Source organism: Acidimangrovimonas sediminis (assembly GCF_002871005.1).
GTDB classification, from domain to species: domain Bacteria; phylum Pseudomonadota; class Alphaproteobacteria; order Rhodobacterales; family Rhodobacteraceae; genus Acidimangrovimonas; species Acidimangrovimonas sediminis.
Window position 1 is genome coordinate 1 of sequence record NZ_PHSN01000011.1, and the last position, 264, is coordinate 264.

The 264-nt window shown below is 68.9% G+C and carries 1 pseudogene; it reads left to right on the top strand.

The features are described 5' to 3' along the window. Window positions 1–264, top strand: a pseudogene (locus CVV76_RS11115) (cobyric acid synthase); the annotation flags it as partial.

A 264-nucleotide genomic window follows, 5' to 3' on the forward strand; every position in this document is an offset into this window, starting at 1 on the left:
CTGCGCGTGGCGCCGTTCAAGCCGCAGAACATGTCGAACAACGCGGCCGTCACCGCCGATGGCGGCGAGATCGGCCGGGCGCAGGCGCTGCAGGCGCTTGCCGCGGGCCTCGATCCGGTGGTCGACATGAACCCGGTCCTGCTGAAGCCCGAGACCGACGTGGGATCGCAGGTCATCGTTCAGGGCCGCCGCGTCGGCACGCTGAAGGCGCGCGACTATTGGGGGGTGAAACCCTCGCTGATGGGACCGGTGATGGAGTCGTTC